Origin of the sequence: Saccharopolyspora spinosa NRRL 18395 (assembly GCF_000194155.1) — a bacterium.
Taxonomy (GTDB): domain Bacteria; phylum Actinomycetota; class Actinomycetes; order Mycobacteriales; family Pseudonocardiaceae; genus Saccharopolyspora; species Saccharopolyspora spinosa.
The window spans coordinates 381,544-406,005 of the sequence record NZ_GL877882.1; the positions used below are offsets into that span (position 1 = coordinate 381,544).

Genomic DNA, 24,462 nt, shown 5'->3' on the forward strand with positions numbered 1-24,462 from the left:
GAAGCAGCGATATTCATACGTAGACGGTAGTCGATTACCGATCAGATACCACCCTGGAGGAAGAATGCGCCCTTCAACGAAGAAGGTCCGTGCGCGATTCCGCCGCACTGCGGGGATCGCGGTGGTGCTTCTCGTCGTTCCGCTCGCACTCAGTGCTTGCGGCAGCAACACTTCGGGCTCCTCGACCGCAGGAGGATCCAGCGCGACCAGGGTGGCGGAGATCGCCGACCTGGTGCCGGCACGGATCCGTAACAGCGGGACGCTCCGGGTGGCAGTGCCGGATGGCTCGGCACCGCTGGCTTCGGTGAACGACTCCGGTCAGCCGGTGGGTATGGACGTCGACATGGCCAACGCTTTCGGCGGCCTGATGGGGCTGAAGGTCGAGATCACCCCGGGGTCGTTCGACTCCCAGATTCCTGGCCTGCAGTCCGGCAAATTCGACATCGCGATGGGTGAGTACTACATAACCGCGGCGCGACTCGCTTCGGTAGACTTCGTCTCCGGCTGGCGCGACTACAGCAGTTTCGCAACCCGGGCCGACGACACATACACACCCAAGCTCCCCAGCGAGCTGTGCGGTCATGGGATCGGTGTGCTGAAGGGCTCGGCGGAAGAGGCGAGCGTCCAGGAGTTCAATACCAAGTCGTGCGGGGGCCACCCGATGACGATCGGTTCCTTCCCCGACCAGGCTGCTTCGTTCCTGGCGCTAAACAGTCAGCGCATCGACGCGGTCGTCACCGGTCGCGGACCGCTCGAGGCCGCGGCGGCTCAGAACAAGTCGTTCAAGATCACCGGCGAGATGGGCGGTGGCCCGACCGCGGTCGCGGTCGCACGTACTGCTGACAACGCCGACATGCTCAAGGCGATTCAGATGGCGTACGACAAACTCGTCGCCGACGGGACCTACGGCGCGATCCTGAAGCAGTGGAAAACCGATTATGGCGCCGTTCCCACGGCGACGATCTACACCAAGGATTCCACGCCGCCGAACTACTCCTGACGTTGCCCTGGTCGGCCCGACGGTGTCGGCGTGACCAAGCAAACGCGCAGAGGAGAAGAGCATGACTCAGCAAGCAACACATGGAGGACGAGCCGTGCCGAGCACTGCAGAGCGCGTGGCGGGCGACGAACTGCAGGCCGTGCCGCGGAGGCATCCCTGGCGGGTCGTCACCGCGCTGGTCATCGCGGTCTTCATCGCGAAGTTCGTCCAGATTCTCTTCACCAACCCGCGATTCCAGTGGGACGTCGTCGGCCACTACCTGACGTTCGACAACATTCTCCAGGGCCTCGTTCGCACGCTGATGATCACTGCTGCATCGATGGCGATCGGCATCCTTGGTGGCATCGTCCTCGCGGCGATGCGGCGATCCGCCAACCCGGTGGTCTCCTCGACCGCGTGGACCTACATCTGGTTCTTCCGCGGCACTCCGGTTCTCGTGCAGCTCATCTTCTGGTTCAACCTCTCGGCGCTGTTTCCGTCGATCAGCATCGGTATCCCGTTCGGCCCCCAGTTCTTCGAATTCAACGCCAACTCGGTGATCTCTGTATATGTCGCGGCGATCCTCGGTCTGGGGCTCAACGAGGCGGCCTACATGTCCGAGATCGTCCGGTCCGGCCTGAACAGCGTCGACCGTGGCCAGACCGAGGCGGCCCACGCGCTCGGCATGCCGGGCTGGCTCACTTTCCGTCGCATTGTGCTCCCGCAGGCGATGCGAGTCATCATCCCGCCGACCGGCAACCAGGTCATCGGCATGCTCAAGACCACCGCGCTGGTCAGCGTGATCGCGCTGCCGGACCTGCTCTACTCCGCGCAGCTGATCTACAACCGTAACTTCAACCCAATCCCATTGCTGATCGTCGCCAGCCTCTGGTACCTGCTGCTCACCACAATTCTCTCCATTGCGCAGCACTACATCGAGCGACATTTCAACCGCGGTCAGCTTGGCGAACGCGGCGGTTCTGAAGGGCGCCGCTGGCGCCGGAAGGACTCTGGACCGCTGACCCCGGGTACGGAAGGAGCGGGACGATGACACCTACGCCTTACGTGGTCGCAGAGGCGCTTTACAAGAGCTACGGTCAGGTCGAGGTGCTGACTGGCGTCGATCTGGAGGTGAACGCGGGCGAGGTGGTCTGCATCATCGGCCCCTCCGGTTCTGGCAAGAGCACCTTCCTGCGCTGCGTCAATCACCTGGAGCAGGTCAACGGAGGCCGGCTCCAGGTCGGCGGCGAGTATGTCGGCTACCGGCAGAACGGCCGCAAGCTGCACGAGTTGTCGCCGCGGGAGACCGCCAGGCGCCGCGAAGACATCGGCATGGTCTTCCAGCAGTTCAACCTGTTCCCGCACATGACCGTGCTGCAGAACATCATCGAGGCGCCGGTCCGGGTCCGGAGGATCCCGAGGCACGAGGCGGTCGCGACCGCGCGCGACCTGCTGGCGAAGGTGGGCCTTGCCGATCGTGAGGATGCCTACCCCCGCCAGCTCTCCGGCGGTCAGGCGCAACGCATCGCGATCGCCCGGGCGCTGGCGATGAAGCCGAAGCTGATGCTCTTCGACGAGCCGACGTCGGCGCTCGACCCCGAGCTGGTGGGCGAGGTGCTCGCGGTGATGAAGCAGCTTGCCCTCGACGGCATGACCATGATCGTGGTCACCCACGAGCTGGGGTTCGCCCGTGAGGTCGCCGACAAGGTCGTGTTCATGGATGGCGGCGTGATCGTCGAGAGCGGCAAACCGCATCAGGTGCTCGGCAACCCGCAGACCGAGCGCTGTCGCAGCTTCCTTGAGAAGGTCCTCTAACCCCCTTCGCCGCCACCCCGTCACCGTGAAAGTCCCAGTGAAAGCAGGAATCCCCTATGCATCCGGCCGCCCCTACGTTCATCACCTCGGCGTTCATCGACGGCCGATTCGTCGACGCGGCCTCGGGCGAGACCGTCGACTCGGTCGACCCGGGCACCGGGAAGGTGATCGCGTCGGTGACCGCGTGCGGCGAGCCCGAGGTCGACACGGCCGTCCGCGTCGCCCGGCGCACTTTCGCCTCCGGTGTGTGGAGCCGCATCGAGCCCGGCGAGCGCAAGCAGGTACTGCTGCGTTTCGCCGATCTCCTCGACGAGCATCGCGAGGAGCTCGCTCTGCTGGACTCGATCGACGTCGGCAAGCCGCTTGCTGACACCCGCACCCTCGACCTCCCCGACGCGATCAACACCTACCGGTGGTATGCGGAGGCGATCGACAAGGTCTTCGGCCGGATCTCGCCTGCCTCGGCCGAGCACCTCGGCCTGATCTCGCGGGAGCCGATCGGGGTGGTGGCCGCCGTACTGCCGTGGAACTTCCCGATGGCCACGCTCTCCTGGAAGCTCGCGCCCGCTCTCGCGGCAGGCAACTCGGTGATCGTCAAGCCGGCCGAGCTCTCCCCGTTCAGCACGCTGCGGCTCGCCACGCTCGCTCAGCAGGCGGGTATCCCGGACGGCGTCCTGCAGGTTCTTCCCGGGCACGGTCACGTGACCGGGAAGGCGCTGGGCCTGCATCCGGGCGTCGATGCCATCACCTTCACCGGCTCGACCGAGGTCGGTCGGCACTTCCTGCGCTACGCGGCGGACAGCAATCTCAAGAGCGTGGTCCTGGAATGCGGCGGCAAGAGTCCGCAGATCGTGCTCGCCGACTGTGCCGACCGGCTCGACGCGATCGCCGACGAGCTCGTGACCGCGGCGTTCTGGAACATGGGCGAGAACTGCACCGCCGGATCACGCGTCCTGGTCCACCACGACATCCACGACGACCTGGTGGCTCGTCTCGCCTCGCGGGCCGCGGCCCTGCGGGTCGGACCGCCTCAGGACCTCGGCACGCAGATCGGCCCGCTGGTCGAGCAGGCCCACCTCGACAAGGTCCTCGGCTACATCCAGCGCGGGCTCGATGAGGGCGCTCGCTGCGTCACCGGTGGCCGGCGGGTTCTGGAGGAAACCGGCGGCTGGTACGTCGAACCGACCGTGTTCACCGGCGTCACCCCGGAGATGGCCATCGCTCGGGAGGAGATCTTCGGTCCGGTCGTCGCCGTGATCGCGTTCGACAACGAGGACGAGGCGATCGAGATCGCCAACGGCACCAGCTACGGGCTGGCATCCTCGGTCTTCACCTCCGACCTCGACGCCGCGTTCCGGGTCTCCCGAGCCGTCGAGGCCGGCACCGTCTCGGTGAACTGCTACAGCGAGGGTGACATCACCACACCGTTCGGGGGTTACAAGACCTCCGGTTTCGGCGGGCACGACAAGGGCCTGGAGGCCTTCGACCAGTACACCGAACTCAAGACAACCTGGATCGCCCTGCGGGCCTGACCGCCCCGGACCTTCTCGTCGGAGGCCCCCGGCTCCCGATTAGTAGTACATTACCGATTACCGGTAAGATGTGGAGGACAATAATGACTGTCTGGCGAGGGATCGTCGTCGCGGCGGCGCTGCCGTTTCGTGAGGACCTGTCCGTCGATCTGGACCGGTACCAGGAGCATGTCGCCTGGCTTGCCGCCAACGGATGTGACGGTGTCAGTCCGAACGGCTCGCTCGGGGAGTACCAAGTGCTCACCGAGGCTGAGCGCGCCGACGTGGTCCGAGCCGCGGTCGAGGCGGCGCCCGAGGGCTTCTCGGTCATTCCCGGAACCGGGGCGTACGGCGGCCACGAGTCCCGCCGGTGGGCAGAGCAGGCCCGGGAGGCCTGCGCCCACGCGGTGCTGTCGCTGCCGCCGAACGCCTACCGGGCCAGCGACGACGAGGTCGTGGCCCACTACCGCGAGCTAAACGAGGTCGGCCTGCCCGTAGTGGCCTACAACAACCCATTCGACACCAATGTGGACCTGACGCCACAGCTGATCGCCCGGATCGCGGAGTTCGAGAACGTGGTCGCGGTGAAGGAGTTCTCCGCCGACGTGCGACGGGTGCACCAGATCCGGAACCTGGCCCCGCGGATCGACGTGCTCGCGGGCGCCGACGATGTGCTGCTGGAGCTCGTGCTGATGGGTGCGGGTCGGCTGGATCGGCGGGTTTTCCAACGCGTTCCCCCGGGAGTGCCGCCGTCTCTACGATCTTGCCGTGGCCAAGGACGTCGAGCAGGCCCTCCCGCTGTACCAGCAGGTGCACGACGCCTTCGCCTGGGACTCGCGCCACACCTTCATCCAGGCCATCAAGCTGGCAATGGACATGGCCGGTCGCTACGGCGGTCCGTGCCGGTATCCCCGCCTTCCGCTCTCCGCGGAGGACGAGGCACGTGCGCGCAAGGACTTCGAGGTCGCCTTCGCGGCGCTCACGGCTCAGCCTGGGTGAACCGGTTCCACCGCCCGGGCCGGCCGGCGCAGGGCCAAGCAGCGAAAGGCACCGCGATGAAGATCGTCGGTATCGACGTCTACGAGTACCGGCTCACCTACGCCCACGGTGAGTATGCGATGTCCGGTGCGCGGGTCTCCACGCACCAGACCTCGACCCTGGTCCGGGTGCGCACCGACGAGGGCGTCCACGGGTGGGGCGAGTCGTGCCCGCTCGGCGCCAACTACCTGCCGATGTTCCCCGGCGGGACCCAGGCCGCGTTGCGATACCTGGCTCCGTTGCTGGTGGGACTGGACCCGCGCGAGGTGCTCGCTGTGCAGGGCGTGCTGGACGGCGCCCTCCGCGGGTCGTACGACGCCAAGAGCGCGATCGACCTGGCGTGCTGGGACATCCTCGGCAAGAGCCTGGACGTGCCGGTGTCGCTGCTGCTCGGCGGCGTGCTCCAGCAACGGTTCCCGCTCTACGAGGCGGTGCCGCTCGCCCCACCTGCGCAGATGGCCGAGTTCATCACGCGTCGCAAGGCCGCCGGCATCGACTGCTTCCAGGTCAAGGTCGGCAACGATCCCTACGACGACGCGGCGCGTGCACGCGCGGCCGTAGAGGCGGCCGATGGCTCGCGCGTCATCTGCGACGCCAACGGCGGCTGGGGACTGCAGCAGGCGATGATCGCCGCGCGTGAGTTCGACGATCTGCCGGTCTACCTGGAACAGCCGTGCCGCACGACCGAGGACTGTGCTCACGTGCGCCGGGTCAGCACGTTGCCGATGGTGCTCGACGAGAGCATCACGACGCCTGCCGACCTGACCCGGGGGGTCGAGCGGGCCGGCGCGGGCTCGGTCAACCTCAAGCTCAGCCGCCTCGGCGGCATCACGCCAATGCGGCTGCTGCGCGACCTCGCGGTCTCCCTCGGCCTCACCGTCTCCCTGGAGGACACCTGGGGCGGCGATGTGGTCACTGCGGCGGTCGCGCACCTGGCGGCGTCGACCGCGGCGAGCGACCTGCTCAGCGTCTCGTTCTTCAACACCTGGACCAACGAGCACGTCAGCACCGTCCCGCCAGCTCACGACGCGGGCTGGGGGATCACGCCGACTGGCCCTGGTCTGGGTGTCGACGTCGACCCGACCGCGATCGGCGCACCACTATTCGTCAGCTGAACCACCACGAGGAGAACGAATCAAAATGACGTCATCCGAGCAGTTATCCGGGCTCTACTCGGCCATTGTCACGCCGTTCACTCCGGACGGAGCAGAGATCGTCGAGGGTGCCCTTCGCGACCTCGTCGACCGCACGATCGCGGCTGGCGGCGACGGCATCGTCGCCTGCGGAGGAACCGGGGAGTTCATCTCGCTGAGTGCCGAGGAGCGACGGCGGGTCGTCGAGATCGTCGTCGACCAGACCGCCGGGCGCGTTCCGGTGGTCGCGCAGACCGGTGGCCTTTCCACCTTGGAGGCGATCCGGCACACCGCGCACGCCACGGAGTGCGGCGCGGATGCGGTGATGCTCACGCCACCGTTCTACGAGGCGCTGTCGCGCGCGCAGGCCGTGCAGTACTTCGGTCAGGTCGCCGAGTCCACCACCTTGCCGGTGATGGTCTACAACCACCCGAACGGCACCGGTCTGCACATGGACACCGAGCTGATCACCACCCTAGCGACTCAATTCGACAACATCAGCTACATCAAGGACTCCAGCGCCGACCCGTATCTGCTGAGCGTGCTGGTGACCGACCTGCGCGACACGATCAGCACTTTCTGTGGCGAGGACGTGCTGGCCGGGGCCGCGCTGACCCTGGGCGTCGAGGGCCTGGTGACCGGGAGCTTCAATTTCATGACGCCGGTCCATGCCACCATGCGGGACGCAGCTCGTGCCGGTGACTTTGCCACGGTCAGCCGCCTCTGGAAGGAGACGCTCCCGCTGGTGGTCACCCTCGCGAGCAACCCTTACACAAGCGGCGTGAAGACGGCGTGCGCGCTGCTCGGTCACGACATGGGGCCGGTCCGGGCGCCGCTGCCGACGATCAATCCCGAAGGTCGTAAAAGAGCGGATCGCCGAGCTCGATCCCGCCTACTTCACCGGCACGGGGCGGGCGTGATGGAACACTACGACGCGATCATCGTCGGCGGAGGCCCGGCCGGGATCACCGCCGCTTGGGCCCTCCGCGACCGCCGCATCCTGGTCCTCGAGGCTGGTGACCGGCTCGGTGGGCGGCTGAAGTCCGTGCCGCGGGGCGACTACTGGATCAATCTGGGTGGCCACCTGTTTCCCGAGCAGGGCTCGCACATCCGCTCGGTGATGGACGATCTCGGACTCGGTGTCATCGACATCCCGGGCAGCAAGTTCGCGATGACCTTGGGCGACCAGCTCTACCGCAACAAGCGGATCGAGAGCTATCCCTTCACACTGCCGATGACATTCAAGGAGCGCGTCGGCCTGATCCGGGCCGGTCTGCGGATGCTCGGCGGCGTCCACGGCTGGCGTCGGGCGATGAAGCGGCGGCCGAACGAGTCCGAGACCGACCGGCGCGCCCGGGCGGCGACATACCTGGGTGACCGGACGTTCCGTGAGTTCCTCGGTACCCCGCCGGAGCGAGTGGACGCGATCTTCGTCTCCGCCGCGCGCAGGGCCGCGTCGGAGATCGACGACCAGGCCGCCGGTGTCGGTGTCTCGCTCTTCGGTGCCGTCTGGAGCGGTGGGAAGAGCTCGATGGCGCTCAACCTCGACGGGGGCTCCGGCCGGCTCGGGGACGCCGCGCTTGCCGCGCTCGGCGACCGGGTTCGGCTGGGCGCCGTGGTCACCCGGGTCGTCGACGAGAGCGACAACGTGCGGATCGACTACGACCAGGGCGGCGAGCAGCACACCGTTTCGGCCGAGCACGTCGTCCTCGCCATCCCGGCGACGGTCGCGGCGCGCGTGACGGTGGGTCTTCCGGCTGAGGTGGTGAACACGCTGCGGTCGGTCACCTACGGCCCCTTCCTCACTATGGGGATCCTCACCAGCGAGACCGGTCCGGCGCGATACGACGACATCTATGCGGTGACTACCCCTGGGCAGTCGTTCGACATGCTGTTCAACCACGCGAACCCGCTGCGACGCGGCCCACGCCGTCCGGGAGGGAGCCTGATGGTCTACAGCGGTGGAGCGCCGGCAGCCGATATGATGCGGCTCACCGACGACGAGGTGCGCGACATCTACCTCACCGACCTGCTGCGGATCCTGCCGGAACTCGAGGGACAGATCGCCGAGGCCATCGTCCAGCGGTGGGATATCGGCAACGTCTACCGCCGCCCCGGGATGGACTTCGGTCCCGTTCTCGAGTATTGCCGCCGTCCGGCCAACCGCATTCACCTGTGCGGTGACTACTTCGCCGAGCTCGGAAACATGGAGATCGCGGCCGGCTCCGCGGTCGAGGCGGCCTCGTCGATCTGCGGGAGCCTCGCCCAGAGCTCGGCTGCCCGTACCTGACGACCTGCGCGCCCGGACGGGCTCAGTCGCCCGACCACTCATGCACGATATGGGAGAGATGGTGCGCCATCAGTTTGCTCGTCCGGGCGGAATCACCGGCCTCGATCGCGTTCAGGATCTCGAGATGCTCGGCGGCCGACGCCGTCAGCTGCCCCTGGGCGCTCAGACCGGGCAGGCCGTACAGCCGGGTGTGGTCGCGCAGGCTTGCGATGAGCTTGACCAGGCGCTGGTTGCCGGCGAGCTTGGTGAGCCCGAGGTGGAACTCACGGTCGCTCTCGAGGTAGCCGTCCAGATCTCCCTTCGCCGCGGCGGCGACGTTGCGCTCGGCGAGCGCGCGGAAGGACGCGAAGTCGTGCTCGGAGGCGCGCCCCGCGAGCTTGGCCATCGCCGGCACCTCGAGCAGCTGACGGATCTCGTGTATCTCCTCGAGATCACTGCGGGAGGACTCGAGCACCTGGTAGCCGCGGTTGCGCACCGGAACCATGAAGCCTTCGTTGACGAGCGTCAGCATCGCCTCGCGAACGGGGCTGTTGGAGACACCGAGCTGCGAGGCCAGCGCCGCCGCGGAGTAGATCTCTCCAGGCCGGATTTCTCCGCGGATCATCGCTTGTCTGATCACCCGAAGGGCTTGTTCACTGAGCGAGATCCGCTGCATCTGGCTCTGGGACGTGTCAATCGATGCAGTCACGGGCGAGTCTGCGGCCATGTCTGTGATCCTCCCAGTCCGAAACTGTCATCGAGGCGAGTCGGCGGCCGTGGCCCATTGCCGACAAGCTGCCCTCTGTAGTACTTTACCGGTAACAGACCACGATGACCACCGCCGCATGGAGTGGTCTCGACCACCTGGGGAGGGCACATCGGTGCCAGCGGCCTCACCTGATGGAACTGGGCCGACAACCAGCCCGGCGCGGCCCGGGCGGCGGCCACTCACCTAAACGATCTTCGCTGCTGATAGGAATCGCGGGAGAGGCCGCCTGTGCGGATGCTAGACAGCGCGGGGATGTAAAACACGCGCCGCAGCCTGGGGTTATCGCGTTTCGGGCGGCGCAGGTTGCCGGTGCCCCGCTGCGGCAGGTCTTCCCGTCGAGGGTGAAGCCGCACCCGGGCTCCCGCCGCTTACGAGAGGAGTCGTTCGGCGCTCGGCCCCTTGGCGGCACCCGGCGCGTCCACCTTGAGCTGCGTGCGATCGGACGGGGTGAGCCCGAACCGAGCCCCGTACTGCGCGAACGTTGTCTCGGAATCTCGCTGCACCGTCAGGGCCGGGTTCTTCACGAACCCATTCGGCCCCTGCACCAACAGCGCGGAGCTGTTGACCAGCTTGGTCGCCTGCTTGTAGCGGGCCAGCACTTCGCAGACGATCACGAACGCGTCGGTGTCCCACCGGGTGAGCACGCCGACCGCGATCAGACTCGGGGCCAACCGGTCCCACATCGCGGGGGCATCGTCGGACAGCTCCTCCGGCGTGACCTCGCCCTCCGCCGCGATCGGCTCCTCGTGGTTGATCCGGTCCTTGCGGTCGCCGTGCAGCACCTTCAGCGCTGTCGGCTTCGGCTTGGTTCCCTGCGCTCCCATCGCAACTCTCTTCACTGCTGGAGAACTTGAGTCCCCGAACGGGCCATCGGGCGTGGCCGGGGCGCGAACTAAAGGCAGGCTGCCCCGAAGAAGCCGCCGAGATTGAGAATCTGAACCGGAGGTGTCCTGAAGCGCCGCTTCAACTTCGGCGAATGCTCGCACCTTCCTGTCGGCACACGCCCACCAAACAGGGCGAAAGTGCCACTCGGCACGGTGACAGCAGATGGCTGCGAGCTCTCGGCTGCTTACGGATCGCATATCTTTCGTCTGCTGATCAGCTTCAGTTCCAATTCGATAGGAGAGATTTTCATGCACGTTGCCATGAAGAGGTGGGGTCGCGCCGTGACCGTAGCGGCGGCGATGGCAGCAGCGGCGGTCACGGCGATGCCGGGCGCCAGTGCCGCACCGACTACCAGCCAGTTGGCGGCACCGAGCGAGATTCGCACCTTTGCCGACAAGTGCCTTGACGTGTACGGATTCGTCACGGACGACGGCACGAGAATTGTTCAGTACACCTGCAACGGCAAGGCCAACCAACATTTCAGGATCTGAGAGTCGGCGCCGGAAAGGACGTCGATCTCGCGGAGATAGACCGCCTTTCCGGCTCAGGCTCAGCGTTCGCAGTCCATGCGGCGATCTTGCCGTCACCCCACGCGACACGAACTGGTGATGGTGCCCATGATGGACACGACGAAGCCCCCGTCAGCCAGGGAGGCGGGTTCTAGCGATCCTCGCAACACCCTGGATTTCAGGGAGTTGCGGGGATCGTGGTTTCTGGGGAGTTGAGGGCTCGGTTCTTCGAGGCGCTCGACCGGGAGTCGGGCAGTGTTCTGGCCGCTGCCCGTGTGGTGGGAGTGAACCGGAACACGGCTTATGGGTGGGCGCCCAAGGCTGGTATCCGAGGGCGGGGAAAGGCCGGTCCTGCCAGGCACCCGGGGCGTGCGGCCTACGAGCGGCTTCGTGCCTCGGGTGTCGCGGCGTGCTGCTGCCGCGCAGGTGGGTGTTCACGTGCGTACCGCGCAGGACTGGGATCGCGGCTGGCGCAAGCAAGGGCACGTGCGGATCCATGACAATGGCCGCAAGATCGACTATAAGACCGGTGTGAACACCATCGTCGCCGCCTCGTCAGCACCGTCTCTGGCAGCGGTTGAGGCCGAGCTGCACCCCCAGTTCCTGACGGTGGCGGAGCGGGAGACGATCGCTGATCTACTCCGTCAGGACGCCTCACTGCGGGGGATCGGGCGGGCGCTGGGCCGGTCGGCGTCCACGATCAAGCGCGAGATCGACGCCCGTGCGGTCGACGGGGTCTACCGGCCGCACGCGGCGCAGCGGGCGTGGGCGGGCAGTCGCGCCCGCCCGAAGACGGCTAACCTCGCTCAGGACGGGCCCTTACGCGACGACGTCGCCGGCAAGCTGCGGGAACGGTGATCGCCGGAGTAGATCCGTCACGCTCTGGTAGAGCAGTTCCCCGACGATAAGAGCATGCGGGTGAGTACCGAGACGATCTACCAGGCCATCTATGTTCAGGCCTGGGGCGGGCTACGACGCGAGGTCGCGGACGCTCTACGCACCGGACGCACCCGCCGCGAACCACACCGGCAGCCCGATCAGTACAAGCCTCGCTTCGTCGACGACATGGTGATGATCTCCGACCGGCCTCCGAAGAAAGCGCTGCTCTCGGTGATGGGAAAGGTGCGGGCGCTCACACGCAGAACACGACACCGGACGCTCGAAGCCCTGCTGCGCCAGCTCAATCCGGTGCTGCGGGGATGGTGTCAATACTTCCGGCACGGTGTCTCCAAAGCCACGTTCGGTTACCTCGACGCCTTCACCTGGCGTCGGGTGGCCACTTGGCTGCGGAAACGACACAAACGGATCAACTGGAAGGACCTCTACCGACGGTTCCTGACCGGCAGGCCCGGAAACCGCCCGGCTGAGAACGGGATCGTCATGTTCGACACCACACGGTCGAAGTCACTCGATACCGGTGGCGCGCGAACAACATCCCCACACCATGGACGAGCACAGCGGCCACCCCGGCAGCTGGTTAACCCCGGGAACCCGTGGAGCGCCGGATGCGTGGAGACATGCACGTCCGGTGCGGCGGGCGGGCCGGGGAAACGGACCGGGAGCAATCCCGGCACCGCGCCCCGGCCCGACCCACCATCGTCGGCACCCGCAGCGGGAGCGCGATCGTGACCCTGGTCGAACGCACCACCCGGTATGTGATGCTCGGGCACCTGCCCGGCAGGCATACCGCCGAGGAGGTCCGCGACGTCCTTATACCCCTGATCGCGACCCTGCCCGAGCACCTGCGCGGCTCGCTGACCTGGGACCAAGGCTGCGAAATGGCCGCCCACAAGCAGTTCACCGTGGCGACCGGGGTGCCGGTCTACTTCTGCGACCCGCACTCTCCCTGGCAGCGCGGTAGCAACGAAAACACCAACGGCCTGCTGCGCCAGTACTTCCCCAAGGGCACCGACCTGTCCATCCACTCTGCGGCGGACCTCGAACACGTCGCCCAGCAACTCAACGGTCGACCACGCAAAACGCTCGGCTGGAGAACTCCAGCCGAGCGTCTGCGTGATCTACTGGCAACCACATAGGCATCAGGTGTTGCAAGGACCCCAAGAATCCGCCGGAACGAACGGGGGCTTCGTCGCGGATCAGGGTTGATCAGGTACCGGAGCTACGGCCACTGGCCGCGCCCGGCGGATACCGAGCCGACGAGCGGCCCCGCGAATCATTGCCCCGCTGACACTGAACGCACGACGCATGGCGTTCTCCGTTTCTTAGAGCTCGCGCGGATAGGCAGCTGATCATGGGCGTTTGGTGGGGCGTGTGTCCCAGCGGTGGGTGGTCCAAGCGCGTCGGATCAGGACACGGAGGGTGATGATGGCGTCGGCGAGATCGAAGAACGCATTGACGACGGTCTTCACGCGTTCGTAGCAGCGTTGGAGTCGATTGAAGGCGTTGTGCCAGGCGTGCGTGCGTTCCACGGGCCACCGCTTGCCGACCTGGATCGGTGCTTTCTCGCCTTTGCGGGCGATCTGGCCTGCCAGGCCACGCTCGTCGAGTGCGGTGCGGGTCTTGGCCGAGTCGTAACCGGAATCCAGATGCGCGGTGATGTCGTCGGGGAGCGGACCCAGTTCGCCCAGCAGGTCGAGGGTCGGCGCCAACAGTGGGGAGTCGTGTCGGTTGGCCCCGGCCAGAACGCGACCGAGCGGGATGCCGTATCCCTCGGTCCCAACAGAGCGTTTCATGCCTTGTTTGCGCCGGTCGACCGGCGAAGGACCGGCGACCTCGCCTCCGCCGGGGGCCTTGGTGATACACCCGTCGACGGCGATGTCGGTGAGCACGAGGCCGACGATGCGGTCGTAGGCATCCAGCACGATCTGCTTGAGCTGGGCGAAAATCCCCAACCTGATCCATTCATCACGGCGGGTCCGGATCGTCGTTGCTGAACACGTGGTGTCGGCGATGCCCTCGTAGGAGCAGCCGAATCGCAGTACCTGCAGCAGTTTGTCGAACACGATCCGGTCGCTGTCCCGGCGACGGTGACAGCCCCACGGATGCGCGGGGTCGAACTCCTCCCGGGGTGGCAACAGCGCGGCGAACTGGTCCCACAACGGCTCGGTGAGCCATGATGGCAAGAGGCAGGCACGGGTACTCCAGGTGATCACGAAGCATAGGAACTTCCATGATCACCACGCCCGTGCCTGCACCCACATCTGGGCAACCCCACCAACATCAATCCGCGCGACCTCTTACTCGTCGTCCAGACCTGTCAGGCGATGTCGTCGCCTGGGTGTCGGTGACGGACGACGTGCTCCGCGTCCACTACTGGGCCGACGTGCTGACCTCCGACTACGCAGCCCGGTTCGCCGGCTACCACCTCGCGGCTCTGCGCCTCGCCGCCGCCGACCCGGACGCGGCGCACGACGACGCCGGTCGGATGGTTGATGAGGTCGGTATGGACGGGCTGGAGTTGTTCACCACGGTGGGTTGCAAGGTGTACTGGCGCGAATGATCCACTCCGGCACCTCGCTCCGGGACGTTGGTGTTTGCTGGGTGAGCGGGGGTCTGAAGACTTCGTGAAGAAGGTATGAACCCGGGTTGGGCATGCTTCGTTATGAGGGTATGGGAAGCCGAGGCTTGGGAGTGCGGACATGATGGCAAACGATCACGGCACGGTGCTCGCCACCATGATCTTCAACCTGGTAGCCCCGGCGGGTGTGATCGCGCCAGTCGGCGTGGAGCTGCGGTACGACAGCCGCAATCCGTACGAGATCTCCATGAAGCTCAACGTAGGCACGGACGGTCAGGTGGACTGGGTGATCGCCCGCGACCTGCTGGCCGACGGGCTGATCGCCGAGGCAGGCGAAGGCGACGTGCGCATCCGCCCTCGACTGGACGCTTCGGGTGTGGTCGTGATCGAGTTGAGCTCGCCGTCGGGGCAGGCCTCCTTCGAGGTGGATGCCGATCAGCTTGTGGACTTCGTGAACGACACTTACGACGTGGTCGCGCCCGGTGATGAGCACCGGTGGATGAATGTTGACGAGGTGCTGAGCCGGTTGCTTTCGCACAACCTGTAGTGGTCTGGTTCTCTGGAAGCGCCGCACGCCAGGCGGCTGGCTGGGGGTCTTGGCGGTGTTGAACACGTGAAGACTGCGCCGCGCTGCGTCTCCGGGCCGGGAATCCACCCAGCGCAGGTGCAGCGCTGTATGCGGGTATTCGTCGCCGTCGAATACGGCGTTGTATCGCTACCTGAATTAGATCCGGCGGTTCGAGCCGTTGAGAATCCGCGTGTCACCGTCGCGGCGCGTGGTTGTCTCCAGCTCTCCGTAACATCCGGGCAGCCGTGGGGCTCGGTCGACGCAAACGCGCAGATCTTCTCAAGCCGGCTCATCTGCGACAGCCCAGCGCGGCCGCTGTTCTCCGGATCCGAGCGCGTGCCCGCCGACTGCCTGGTCAGGTTCTTGGTGCGCTGACGCTGGGTTATGGTCAAGGTGGGCCTACAAGGGTGCCCGTGGCGGTGTCTGCGGTTAGCTGCGTGGTGTCAGGCAGGGTTTGAACACCCATCCTTGATGGGGGGATCGGACTTGGATCCAGGTGTCCACCGGGATGGAGCCGACGCCACAGTTAGGGTCATTTGGACCGCCAGTACCCGGTTCGCCTCGGATGGGCTGGCAGGAGCCAATGACGAGTTGGCCGGTGTCGGTCATCATCTGACGGCCGAGGTCGTTGTTGAAGCTGGGTGTCGGGCGTACCGCGACCTGGGTGTATCCGAGTTCATAGGTGCATTCGCCGGGCTTTGGTGAGTCCGCGGGCGTGGCCGGGTTGACCGGGGGCGTTGGGGTTGAGATAGCGATGATGGTGGTGACCACGCCGCCCGCGAGGAGGGCAACCGTTCCCAGCGTCATGATCCACTTTAGGCGGCGGGATGCCGGGACTGGGGCGGTTGGGGCCGGTTCTTGTCCAGCAACTGGAGCCGGTTCCTGTTCGTCGGTTGAGGTTGGTTCCCGTCTGGCGTCGTCGAGCCGCTCCCACGCGTCGGCCCATGTCCCTTGTGCGGCGGTGTCAACGCCGAGTGCCCGCAGAATGTCATCAAACACGCTCTGCGGGGCGAGCGTGCGGCCGCTGAGGTAGTTGCCGAGTGTGCTGCGCGGAACTTCACGTCTGTGCTCCCGCAACCGTTTGACCGTGTCATCCAGTGAGAGCTGGTGCTTGCCTTCCTGGCGGCCTTCGGCCCGGCGAAGTAGATCGAGTTCGCGTTTGAGGTCGCTCAGCGTGTGGATCCGGGCCGGGTCCGCGTCGTCCACCATCTACCCCCTTGGTCACAGTGGGTAACTAGTCTGGCACAAGATCATCCAGGGGCATTCAGGAGTGTCCATGACCGTCCAGATTGGCACTATCGCAGGTCAAGCCGGGTGTGGACTGGTGGCCGCGAGATCGCCTCGCAGCACCAACACACATGAACGGATGATCGATCATGCCTAGGAACACATCTGCGGACCGTCGACGGCGTCTCATCACCATGACCGGAATGGCCATCCTTGCTACGGCGGCGTTGGGGGCCTCGGTGTCTGGGGTCATGCCCGCGACCCTGGTGACATCTGCGGAGGCGGCGCCCGTCACCGCTTCGGCAGCCGTCGTCGGCAACGTGCACGCGGGGGCGCCGTATCGTGTCACGGCGTGGACGTTCGCGACGGTCCGCAACCAGCCGCGTTCTGCTGGTGGGCGGGTGGACAAGGTCACCGCCAACCACGGTTATGATGCCTACTGCTGGATCCACGGCGAGAACATCAATGGCAATACCATCTGGGTTCGGCAGTTGGGGGACGCGCGGGTGCAGGGTTATGTACCGGCCGCCTACCTGACCGGCGGTGTGACCGGCGGTGTAGGGACTAAGTGCTAAGTGGCTGCGGACACGCGAAGATCCGGATGGGCGGACATCGGCGGACGTGAAAGTTCCGGGTTGACGGACCTGGCCGTGGGCCGCGATACGCCCTGTTAATCAATGCGCAGGGGCCCTTTCGGCAGGCTCACGCTCTGATTGGCGATCATGGCGTGGTTGTTCCGGAAGGGCCTCTCGTGTGGGTCGTCGTCTTCCCAGGCCGATCACGGCGTGCCAGGTCACGTCGCCGACCTGGTTGTCGCGGCCGCACAGTTGAGCTTTGTGTGGTGAGTCGACGCACAACCATCCGTACGACTGGCCCGAAATGCGGCTCGTGCTCGCGCAATCTGCCGTGCCTGCGCCGTTTGGGTGGAGCCGAACGATCCCGGCCGTGATCCGCGCCGACCGCGCGACAGACTGAGTCGTGTGAACGATCGGCCGGACATACGCAACACCAACGCTGGTGAGGTGAACGGTCCTGTCGTGCAGGCAGGCTATGTCGGCCACATCTCGTTGACGAGCGCATTCGAGCGGCCGCTGGTGCCGCGGCAGCTGCCGTTGGCGATCCCCGGCTTCACCGGCCGGACCGAACACCTGGCCACGCTGGACGCCCTGCTGACCGACAACGACGCCACCGTGATCTCGGCGGTGGTCGGCACAGCGGGTGTGGGCAAGACCGCGCTGGTCGTGCGGTGGGCGCATCAGGCCCAGCGCTGTTTCCCCGATGGGACGCTGTACGTGAACCTGCGTGGTTACGGCCCCGGCACACCGGCCACGGCGGGCGACGTCCTCGCTGATTTCCTGGGCGCGCTGGGCATCTCGCCGGAGCGGATCCCGGTGCGCCTGGACGCGCGGGCCACGCTGTATCGATCGGTGCTGGCGGGACGGCGGGTGCTGATCGTGCTGGACAACGCGGACAACGTCGCGCAGGTGCGTCCCCTGCTCCCCGGCGCGCCGGGGAGCAGGGTGGTGGTGACCAGTCGAGCCGAACTGAAGGGGCTGGAGGTCGGAGAGGGCGCGCGGCGGATCCCGCTGGACCTGTTCACCGAACACGAGGCGCTGGAGCTGGTGCGGGCGATGCTCGGGCCGCGGCGGGCCGAGGCCGAACCCGAGGCGATCGTCGCGTTGGTCCGGGCATGCGCCCGGCTTCCACTGGCGCTGCGGATGGCCGCCGGACGCGCCGCGACCCACCCCCACCTGACGATCACCGAGCTGGTCGCGGAGCTGGACAGTGAGCGCGGTCGGTGGGAGGCGCTGAGCGTCCCGGCCGATGAGCACAGCGCGGTGCGGACGGTGTTCGACTGGTCCTATCACCGGCTTCCCTCCACACAGGCGCGGATGTTCCGGCGGCTCGGGCTGCATCCCGGCCCGGAGATCGGTTTGCACGCGGCCGCGGCGGTGAGCGACCTCGGTGTGCGCGCCGCGCGGGAGTCGTTGGCCAGCCTCGCCGAGCAGCACCTGATCGAGCCGATCGGCCGAGACCGCTACACCTTCCACGACCTGCTGCGCGCATACGCCGCCGACCTCGCCGAGCGGGACGACGATCGGGACCAAGCCCGCCACCGCCTGCTCGAGTGGTACGCGCACCACGTCGGGAGCGCGTATCGGACGATCATCCCCGAACGGGCGGACCTGCACGCCGGAGCCGGTCTCGCCACCCGTGCGCGCCCCGAGATCACCTTCGCCGGACCCCTCGAGGCGTGGGTGTGGGCCGACCTCGAATCCGTCAACCTGGCCGCCACCGTCCGTGCCGCCGCGCACCACGGCCTTTCCGAGATCACGATGCTGCTGGCCGACATCTACGCGAGTGCGCTGGGCCTGGCGGGCCGCTGGGACGATGCGCTGGAGGTGTGCCGTCTCGGCCTGACTGCGGCCCGCCACGTCGGCGATCACCGGGGCGAGTGTTCGTTGTTGCAGAACCTGGGCCTGCTGTACCGAGGCGTCAACCGGTGGTGGGAAGCGACCGACATCTACCGGTCCGCGCTGGCGCTGGCCCGCGATCTGAACGACGCCCTGCTGGAGGCCGAGGTGCTCAGTCATCTCGGCTGGGGGTACCTCGAGCTCGAGCAGTACACCGAGGCTCGGCGTCACCTGGAGGCGGCGCTCGTGCTGAGTGCCGATGAGCCACCTGGGCGCCTGCACGGCTTCATCGAGTTCTGTCTCAGCGGGGTGCGCACCGGACTCGGCGACCACGAACGGGCGTTGCGGCATGCGGAGCGCAGCCTCGCACTGCTGCGGCAAGCCGGTATCAGCGATGTCGAGGCCTCCGCGATACACGCGATGGCGCGCGCGAGACAGGTCGCGGGTGCCCACCCCGAAGCGATCGCGTTGTGCGAACGCGCCCTCGAGGTGGAATCCGGGCACGACAACCCACGCAACCACGCAACGGTCCTGGACACATTGGGCAGCTCGCTGCGGCACACTGGTGACGTGGCGCGGGCCGTCGCGTGCTGGCGCGAAGCCCTCGCCATATTCGACGAGCGCGGCGATCACCGCGCCAGCGACTTGCGGGAACGCCTTCGCGCGCTCGAAGCCGACCAACGGCAGCAGTAACTCCGATCGGTGCCGCTGATCTATTCTCCCGGTACAGCCAGCCGCGAATATCTGTGAACCTCACAACGCGCGCCGAAAACTCTCCGCGCCATTCGGACAATCCGCAACACTCCATTGTGGATACTCGGTCAACCGGACAGCGGCCCGCCGAACCCCGCCCCATCAACCCACCCCCAACACGCAGAAACCTGGCCACGTTCACCAGTACGCGCCTCAACACTGCGGCGCGAAGGACTGCTGCCCTTCCTCGAAACCAAGACCATGATCCTCGAGGGCCGCCCGGCGGGTTACGAGCTTCCCGCCCAATAACCGCTCGGACCAGCACACCCTCCTCCCTCGCTACTACGCGAAACTGGGTCAAGGACCGGGCGGCCGTCGGCGTGCGAGGCTGTTGTCTTGGTGGCGGCGAATGTCATCCTCGGCTGCTTGGAGAACCGTGCGTGCGACGGTTGCTGGGAGAAGCAAGTGGCCATGCGTCTTCGCTCATCCCGGTGTGGGGGCAGCACAGGAATGAGTTGCGCGAGGTGGGTTGCCTGGGGGTGGCGTCGCTGGGTTTGCGACGCCACCTCGGTTTTCGGTGGTTAGCTGAGGTCGGTGATGACGGTCTTGTTCTCCATGTAGTTGTTGAAGACGGCGTGGCCCATTTCGCGCCCCCAACCGGATTCCTTGTAGCCGCCGAAGGGGAGTGCGGGGTCGAAGACGTTCCAGGTGTTGACCCAGACCGTGCCGGCGCGCAGGCGTCGTGCGGTGCGGTAGGCCTTGCCGATGTCGCGGGTGAACACTCCGGCACCGAGGCCGTAGTTGGTGTTGTTGGCGGTGGGCAGAATATCCTTGTCGGCGTTGAACGGTGCGGCGGCGACGACCGGTCCGAAGATCTCTTCCTGGACGGCCTTCATCTCCTCGCGGGTGCCGGTGAGGATGGTGGGGCCGACGAAGTAGCCGCGGTCGCCGACTCGGCTCCCGCCGATGATGTTGGCGCCGTCGTCACGCCCGGAGGCGATGTAGCCGCTGACGCGGTCGAACTGTTCCTGGGACACCAAGGGGCCCATGTCGGTGGTGAGGTCGAGGCCGTTGCCGACCTTGATGTTGCGGGCTTGTTCGGCCACGCCTTCGACGACCTGGTCGTAGATGGACTCCTCGACGTAAAGCCGGGATCCGGCCACGCAGCACTCGCCCTGGTTGAAGAAGATCGCGTGGGCGGATCCGGCGATAGCCTTGTCCAGGTCGGCGTCGGCGAAGACGATGTTGGGCGACTTGCCGCCGAGTTCGAGCGTGACCTTCTTGAGGTTGCCCGCAGCTGCCTGGACGATTTCCTTGCCGACTTCCGTGGAGCCGGTGAAGGCGACCTTGTCGACGTCGGGGTGGGCGGCGAGGGCGGCGCCGGCGTCGCCGTAGCCGGTGACGATGTTCAGGACACCCGGCGGCAGTCCGGCTTGCATGGCCAGTTCGCCGAGTAGCAGTGCTGATAGTGGGGTTTGCTCAGCGGGTTTGAGGATGAGCGTGCAGCCGGCGGCCAGGGCTGGGGCGAGTTTCCAGGCTGCCATCAGCAGGGGGAAGTTCCACGGGATGATCTGCCCGCAGACGCCGACCGGCTCGCGCAGCGTGAACCCGAGGTAGGCCTCCGGCCTGGCGGTCGACATGGGGATGGTGTTGCCTTCGATCTTGGTGGCCCAGCCGGACATGTAGTGGAACATGTCCGCGGCCAGCGGGACGTCGGCGGCTTTGGCGACTGCGTAGGGTTTGCCGTTGTCCAGCGATTCCAGGAGCGCGAATTCCTCGAGGTGGTCGAGGATCAGGTCACCGAGCTTGTGGATGATGCGGCCGCGCTGGCCGTGCGGCATGGTGCGCCACGGTGCGTCGTCGTCGAAGGCGGCGCGGGCCGCTCGCACCGCTCGTGTGATGTCCTCGGCTTCTCCGTGGGCGACCGAGGCCAGTTTCTCCTCGGTGGCCGGGTTGAAGCTGTCGAAGGTCCGGTTCGACGCCGCGTCGACCCATTCGCCGTTGATCAGCAGTTTGCGGTTCAGGTCGCCTACGACCTGCTGGATGCGGGGTTCTTCGGCGGCAATGGTCATCGTTAACCTCCTCGGTCGTCAGCGAGCCGGTCGGGTCGCTGGGCGTATCGGGCTTTACCCTGGTGCTGTGGCATGGGCGTTGCCGGAGTGGACGGTGCTCGCGCTGTTGCGGGAGGAGTCGCGGCACGGCTTCGCCATCGCCGCGCTGACCGCAGCGGACGGCCCCCTGGGGCAGGTTTGGCGGATCCCGCGTCCGCTGATCTACCGCGCGTTGAGCCGGTTGGAGCCCGCCGGTCTGATCGAGCCGCTGGCGGTGGAGTCCGGCGCGGGGCCACAACGGACGGTCTACGCGTTGACCGACAGCGGTCGCGAGGCGGTCGACGAGTGGTTGCGGCAGCCCAGCGAGCATGTCCGGCAGCTGCGTTCGGATCTGCTGATGAAGCTGGCGTTGCTCGACCGCCGTGGTCTCGACCCGCGGGGTCTGCTGCGTGACCAACGGGCGGTGCTGGAGCCGATCGTGGCCGCGTTGGCGGCGGACCGCAAGCGGCAGGAGGACTTCGACGCGGTGCTGTTGGCCTGGCGGCACACCAATGCCGGCGCGGCATTGCAGTTCGTTGACGACTTGCTCGCCGAGGCGTCTGGCGGGGCTGGCGGCCAGTGTCATGTTGATCGTCCGGCGCGACGCCGAAGCCAGGACGGTGGTTGATCGCATTCGGCGGCGATCGTCCGCCAGCTCAGTCCGGCCGCGCGTCGATCGGCGAGGTAGGCGTCGATGTCGGGGAACCCGAACCGGTTCGCCACGCCCACGGCGCGCTCGACGCAGCGTTGCCGAGATGTCGCGTGGGGCGCCTTGGTCAGGCCGTGGCGGGCCAGTGCGGTCTCCACGGCGCTGCGGCTGAACCCGACTTCGGCGGCGATGGCCCGTACGGAGTGGTGCCGTACCAAGTGGCGGTCGGTGAGATAGCCGCGCACGTCGGTGAAGCCGAGTCCGTGGATCACGGGTAGCCAGCGCGTGTCGTGCCGCAGTTGTGCCGCGTCGTCGGTGATCGCGTGCGCGGCATCCGGATCGACCGTGGCCAAGTGGCGGGACAGCCAGTCCTTGTGCAGGCCGGCTTCCCGGCTGATCCCGGCCAGGCTCGCCCCGGCGGCCCTGCGATCACGGACAAGCGCGCCGATATCGATGAACCCCAGCCGCGCGGCGGCTGCGGCCGCGGTCTTTTGCAGGTGCTCGAGGCAGCGGCGTCGGGTGCCCTCGGTTCGTGCAGCCGGTGAGATCGCCGCGAGCGCCTGCAGCGTCTTGAGTCGTCGTTGCGCGGGATGCTTTCGGCCGCGGGCTGCTTGTGCGGCGGCGTCGGTCAGGGCACCGGAGCGCACCCACACCTGCCCCAGCTGCGATCCAGCGCGGACATTGGGATCGAGAACCCTGCGCGCTCGCATCGCCCGTGCCCGCCGCCGTCCGGTGTCCGTGCCCTCCAGTGATTCACCGCGTTCCAAACCGAACGCCTGCCGGTAGGACAGGTGGTCCCAGCCATGCGAGCGCAGGTGCGCGATGACCGATCGGAACCAGCGCCCGCACAGGTGGCACTGCACCAGGTCGCCTTCGCGGACGACGGATCCGATCGGCGCGTGATGTGCGGGCGTCACCGACCACACCTCCCGCGACGGCGACTAGTCACAATGAGACTAGAGTAACCGCGGACCAGCGTAAAGCGCTGATCGTCACGAGCCGACCCCCTCGGCTGGGCGACTACTCGGTCACGCGATCAGGGGCAGCGCCGAAAGATTCGCAGTCCCCATTAGCCAACTCGGGCGAGTTGGAGGCGGCAGACACGGCGCAAGTAGCGGTTGGCGTGGCCGCCGTGGGGCACGACCAGCGTGGGCCGCGTGAGCAGGTGTCCGTTGTAGCGAGTGGCCAGCAGCGCGGCACACGCGCCGAAGTCGGGGGCGATTTCCGCCCAGGACAGCACGACTTGGTAGTCGTCTTCGGAGCGAGCTCGTGAGGCAGCGAAGCGGTACAGATTCTGTTCGGCATCTTGCTCGGTCTTCGCCACACGATGGGCAAGCATGTCTCGGGAGGAGTTTGCCGCTCGTGTGGCCGAGGCAGAAGCTGCGGTTCATGAGATGGAAATCCGTCGCACCAAACTGGTTCGCGCTCGCCAATACCGCCGTGAGGTGGCCACCGATGCCCGTGGCCGCCGAGAGGCAGCTCAACGGGAGGCGGCTGAAGCCGAGGGGCGAATACGTGAGGTCGGGGTGCTGGTCGAGCGAACCTACGCTTGGGCTTCGGCTTTTGCTTCGGGAAGGCAGGATGTCGGCCGGGAGAGTCTCGGCGGCCTCGGCGTCACCGCTGTTGCCGGAGCTGACGTCGGTGGCGGTGATGATCTCGCTGTCCGGGTCGATGGCGATATGGCCTGTGGGGCCGTCGAAACCGCGGGCTTGGGTTTTGTGCCCGTGGCGGGTTTCGGGGTCGACGGTGGAGATGACCCGGTCGGCCGCGACCGGCCGGGTCATGCCAGCTGTGTAAGCCGCGGGTGGGCCAAGATCGGGAGGGCGCCGTCCTCCCAGAAATGGTTCATTCGTCATGCAGGACACATCGGATTCGAATTCTGACCACCGCGCGCAGCCGGGCGGCCAGGTCGGCACCGGCGGCCGTCAGCAGACCACGGATCGCCGAGCGGATCATTCCGCCGGGCGTGCTTAATGGTGAAGCTGTCGATCTGCCCGGCAAACGTGCTCAAAGGACAGTACTCGTCACTGCAAAAGAACCGGCGAGTCCGCGATCAAGCGCCACCCGGAATGGACAGATCGCAGTCAACCAAGATCAGATCTCCTCGAAGGCCGAGATCGCAAAGACACTGCGAACATCATCAGGCTCCCACAAGTTGAGCGTGCAAACCGGTCCAGCGTCGGTACATGCAGGCGCGGGGGCCGCGATCTTTCTGTTCCCGGGAGTGCAGATGATGGTGGATCTGTGGCTGTCCCGCTACGTCGCGGAGGGTGCGGGCTGGGCCGAAGTCTCATTCTGCTCGCGCTAGTGAGGCATTTGAGCTTTTCGAGGTCAGAGTGAAGGGCTGTCGGCTGCCAGGAGTAAGGGACCACCTCAGAGCCGGTTTTGCCAGGAGCATGGGACCACCTGTTTGCCACTGATGGGACCGTCTGGGC

The 24,462-nt window shown here is 66.7% G+C and carries 20 protein-coding genes and 5 pseudogenes; 18 read left to right on the forward strand and 7 right to left on the reverse strand.

The window, feature by feature from the left end:
- The first annotated feature begins 211 nt into the window (after positions 1 to 211).
- The 7 genes and pseudogenes from SSPN_RS0137295 (at position 212) to SSPN_RS53085 (ending at position 8,766) form a co-directional block, all read left to right on the forward strand.
- A complete protein-coding gene (locus SSPN_RS0137295; protein WP_010315077.1) occupies positions 212 to 1,000 on the forward strand; it encodes a transporter substrate-binding domain-containing protein in 789 nt (262 codons plus the stop codon).
- A gap of 115 nt (positions 1,001 to 1,115) precedes the next feature.
- The gene (locus tag SSPN_RS47825; RefSeq protein ID WP_237710940.1) at positions 1,116 to 2,030 is read left to right on the forward strand and encodes an amino acid ABC transporter permease; all 915 of its coding nucleotides are present in this window, start codon (positions 1,116 to 1,118) and stop codon (positions 2,028 to 2,030) included.
- A complete protein-coding gene (locus tag SSPN_RS0137305) occupies positions 2,027 to 2,794 on the forward strand; it encodes an amino acid ABC transporter ATP-binding protein (RefSeq protein ID WP_029536106.1) in 768 nt (255 codons plus the stop codon). Before SSPN_RS47825 ends, SSPN_RS0137305 begins: the two co-directional genes overlap by 4 nt.
- Before the next feature lie 56 nt (positions 2,795 to 2,850).
- The gene (locus tag SSPN_RS0137310) at positions 2,851 to 4,326 is read left to right on the forward strand and encodes an aldehyde dehydrogenase (protein ID WP_010315080.1); all 1,476 of its coding nucleotides are present in this window, start codon (positions 2,851 to 2,853) and stop codon (positions 4,324 to 4,326) included.
- 83 nt (positions 4,327 to 4,409) lie between these two features.
- A pseudogene (locus tag SSPN_RS63165) lies at positions 4,410 to 5,304 on the forward strand (dihydrodipicolinate synthase family protein).
- Between the two features lie 152 nt (positions 5,305 to 5,456).
- Positions 5,457 to 6,458, forward strand: a pseudogene (locus tag SSPN_RS0137325) (mandelate racemase/muconate lactonizing enzyme family protein); the annotation flags it as partial.
- Positions 6,459 to 6,483: 25 nt separating this feature from the next.
- The gene (locus SSPN_RS53085; RefSeq protein ID WP_010315090.1) at positions 6,484 to 8,766 is read left to right on the forward strand and encodes a dihydrodipicolinate synthase family protein; all 2,283 of its coding nucleotides are present in this window, start codon (positions 6,484 to 6,486) and stop codon (positions 8,764 to 8,766) included.
- 22 nt (positions 8,767 to 8,788) lie between these two features.
- Here SSPN_RS53085 and SSPN_RS0137335 read toward each other — a convergent pair whose 3' ends face one another.
- Positions 8,789 to 9,472 (reverse strand): GntR family transcriptional regulator, encoded by a 684-nt coding sequence (locus SSPN_RS0137335; RefSeq protein WP_010315092.1) that lies wholly within the window; start codon positions 9,470 to 9,472, stop codon positions 8,789 to 8,791.
- Between the two features lie 410 nt (positions 9,473 to 9,882).
- The gene (locus tag SSPN_RS0137340; RefSeq protein WP_010315094.1) at positions 9,883 to 10,338 is read right to left on the reverse strand and encodes a phage terminase small subunit P27 family; all 456 of its coding nucleotides are present in this window, start codon (positions 10,336 to 10,338) and stop codon (positions 9,883 to 9,885) included.
- 213 nt (positions 10,339 to 10,551) lie between these two features.
- Here SSPN_RS0137340 and SSPN_RS0137345 point away from each other — a divergent pair, with 213 nt between their 5' ends.
- The 4 genes and pseudogenes from SSPN_RS0137345 to SSPN_RS47845 form a co-directional block, all read left to right on the forward strand.
- Positions 10,552 to 10,890 carry an RICIN domain-containing protein gene (locus SSPN_RS0137345; RefSeq protein ID WP_148272107.1) on the forward strand — a complete coding sequence of 113 codons (339 nt, stop codon included), beginning with the start codon at positions 10,552 to 10,554 and terminating at the stop codon, positions 10,888 to 10,890.
- Positions 10,891 to 11,307: 417 nt separating this feature from the next.
- Positions 11,308 to 11,997 (forward strand): annotated as a pseudogene (locus SSPN_RS63170) (transposase); the annotation flags it as partial.
- 24 nt (positions 11,998 to 12,021) lie between these two features.
- Positions 12,022 to 12,537: a group II intron maturase-specific domain-containing protein gene (locus SSPN_RS58915; RefSeq protein WP_237710955.1), complete on the forward strand. Its 516-nt coding sequence runs from the start codon at positions 12,022 to 12,024 to the stop codon at positions 12,535 to 12,537.
- Positions 12,504 to 12,944 (forward strand): annotated as a pseudogene (locus tag SSPN_RS47845) (IS30 family transposase); the annotation flags it as partial. The gene SSPN_RS58915 and the pseudogene SSPN_RS47845, both read left to right, overlap by 34 nt.
- Positions 12,945 to 13,157: 213 nt before the next feature.
- On the opposite strand, the pseudogene SSPN_RS0137365 reads toward SSPN_RS47845, so the two are convergent.
- Positions 13,158 to 14,002 (reverse strand): annotated as a pseudogene (locus tag SSPN_RS0137365) (IS5 family transposase).
- A gap of 150 nt (positions 14,003 to 14,152) precedes the next feature.
- On the opposite strand from SSPN_RS0137365, the gene SSPN_RS0137370 reads away from it, so the two are divergent.
- From SSPN_RS0137370 to SSPN_RS56040, 3 genes are all read left to right on the forward strand, one after another.
- Positions 14,153 to 14,368 carry a hypothetical protein gene (locus SSPN_RS0137370; RefSeq protein WP_148272108.1) on the forward strand — a complete coding sequence of 72 codons (216 nt, stop codon included), beginning with the start codon at positions 14,153 to 14,155 and terminating at the stop codon, positions 14,366 to 14,368.
- 139 nt (positions 14,369 to 14,507) lie between these two features.
- The gene (locus SSPN_RS0137375) at positions 14,508 to 14,933 is read left to right on the forward strand and encodes an SsgA family sporulation/cell division regulator (protein ID WP_010315108.1); all 426 of its coding nucleotides are present in this window, start codon (positions 14,508 to 14,510) and stop codon (positions 14,931 to 14,933) included.
- A 129-nt stretch (positions 14,934 to 15,062) separates the two neighbouring features.
- Positions 15,063 to 15,329, forward strand: coding sequence for a hypothetical protein (locus tag SSPN_RS56040; protein ID WP_148272109.1), 267 nt, complete (start codon positions 15,063 to 15,065; stop codon positions 15,327 to 15,329).
- 54 nt (positions 15,330 to 15,383) lie between these two features.
- On the opposite strand, the gene SSPN_RS0137380 is transcribed toward SSPN_RS56040, so the two are convergent.
- Positions 15,384 to 16,163 carry a helix-turn-helix domain-containing protein gene (locus SSPN_RS0137380; RefSeq protein WP_010309819.1) on the reverse strand — a complete coding sequence of 260 codons (780 nt, stop codon included), beginning with the start codon at positions 16,161 to 16,163 and terminating at the stop codon, positions 15,384 to 15,386.
- Between the two features lie 167 nt (positions 16,164 to 16,330).
- On the opposite strand from SSPN_RS0137380, the gene SSPN_RS0137385 reads away from it, so the two are divergent.
- Both SSPN_RS0137385 and SSPN_RS0137390 read left to right on the forward strand, forming a co-directional pair.
- Positions 16,331 to 16,756 carry a hypothetical protein gene (locus SSPN_RS0137385; protein WP_143539601.1) on the forward strand — a complete coding sequence of 142 codons (426 nt, stop codon included), beginning with the start codon at positions 16,331 to 16,333 and terminating at the stop codon, positions 16,754 to 16,756.
- Positions 16,757 to 17,218: 462 nt separating this feature from the next.
- Positions 17,219 to 19,288: an ATP-binding protein gene (locus SSPN_RS0137390; protein WP_237710941.1), complete on the forward strand. Its 2,070-nt coding sequence runs from the start codon at positions 17,219 to 17,221 to the stop codon at positions 19,286 to 19,288.
- Between the two features lie 581 nt (positions 19,289 to 19,869).
- On the opposite strand, the gene SSPN_RS0137395 is transcribed toward SSPN_RS0137390, so the two are convergent.
- Complete coding sequence (locus SSPN_RS0137395) at positions 19,870 to 21,360, reverse strand: aldehyde dehydrogenase family protein (protein WP_010315115.1); 1,491 nt, start codon at positions 21,358 to 21,360, stop codon at positions 19,870 to 19,872.
- Positions 21,361 to 21,427: 67 nt separating this feature from the next.
- Between SSPN_RS0137395 and SSPN_RS0137400 the strand changes: the two genes are divergently transcribed.
- On the forward strand, positions 21,428 to 22,006 hold the full coding sequence (locus SSPN_RS0137400) for a PadR family transcriptional regulator (protein ID WP_010315117.1): 579 nt from the start codon (positions 21,428 to 21,430) through the stop codon (positions 22,004 to 22,006).
- On the opposite strand, the gene SSPN_RS0137405 is transcribed toward SSPN_RS0137400, so the two are convergent.
- Both SSPN_RS0137405 and SSPN_RS47850 read right to left on the reverse strand, forming a co-directional pair.
- Complete coding sequence (locus tag SSPN_RS0137405; protein ID WP_010315119.1) at positions 21,961 to 22,944, reverse strand: hypothetical protein; 984 nt, start codon at positions 22,942 to 22,944, stop codon at positions 21,961 to 21,963. The two genes, SSPN_RS0137400 and SSPN_RS0137405, sit on opposite strands and share 46 nt — an antisense overlap.
- Positions 22,945 to 23,096: 152 nt before the next feature.
- On the reverse strand, positions 23,097 to 23,366 hold the full coding sequence (locus SSPN_RS47850; protein WP_010315121.1) for a hypothetical protein: 270 nt from the start codon (positions 23,364 to 23,366) through the stop codon (positions 23,097 to 23,099).
- On the opposite strand from SSPN_RS47850, the gene SSPN_RS57315 reads away from it, so the two are divergent.
- Complete coding sequence (locus SSPN_RS57315; protein ID WP_158309707.1) at positions 23,365 to 23,910, forward strand: hypothetical protein; 546 nt, start codon at positions 23,365 to 23,367, stop codon at positions 23,908 to 23,910. The genes SSPN_RS47850 and SSPN_RS57315 overlap by 2 nt on opposite strands.
- The last annotated feature ends 552 nt before the right edge of the window (positions 23,911 to 24,462 follow it).